The following is a 668-nucleotide window of genomic DNA, read 5'->3' on the forward strand; positions in this document are numbered from 1 at the left end:
GACAATACCAATATCTATGCTTATCTTGCCATGCTCGGTCTTTCCTGCGTAGGGCTTGGCGGTATGCTTTACTTCAAACGTCGTAAAAAGAAATCATAAGGCGGTAATGTAGCGGTTGGTAGAGCGTTCAAGGTCGCCACCCTTTTTACAACTTCACGCTCCCGTGAAGCTCTGATTTACGGGAGCGTGAAGTCCACTAGGGGCGTGGGGAGTGTAGCTCCCCACAAAGTACAGCAGGAAAGAAAATAAAACAGAAAGAAAAGAGGTCAATCATTTATGGAATTAAGATTTGTCGTACCAAACATGGAAAAGACATTCGGGAACTTGGAGTTTGCCGGAGAAAATACTACGGAACAGCAGAGAATCAACGGGCGTATGGCTGTCATTACCAGAAGCTACAACCTGTATTCCGATGTGCAAAGAGCTGATGATGTAGTTGTGACGCTTCCTGCCAAAGCTGGTGAAAAACATTTTTCGCCGGAACAGAAAGTAAAACTTATCAACCCACGAATCACTACCGATGGTTATAAAATCGGGGAACGTGGATTTGTCAATTATATCCTGCTTGCAGACGATATGTTACCAGCAGAAAGTAAATAAGGGGGTATTCAGATTATGAGATTAGCAAATGGAATCGTCATTGATAAAGAAAAGACTTTTGGAGTGTT

At 43.1% G+C, this 668-nt stretch carries 1 protein-coding gene; it reads left to right on the plus strand.

The window, feature by feature from the left end:
• Window positions 1–276: 276 nt before the first annotated feature.
• Window positions 277–600: a YdcP family protein gene (locus GPK60_RS10770; RefSeq protein WP_008704175.1), complete on the plus strand. Its 324-nt coding sequence runs from the start codon at window positions 277–279 to the stop codon at window positions 598–600.
• Window positions 601–668: the final 68 nt, after the last annotated feature.

The sequence above is a fragment of the Ruminococcus sp. MCC718 genome, assembly GCF_018783905.1.
Taxonomy (GTDB): domain Bacteria; phylum Bacillota; class Clostridia; order Lachnospirales; family Lachnospiraceae; genus Hominisplanchenecus; species Hominisplanchenecus faecis.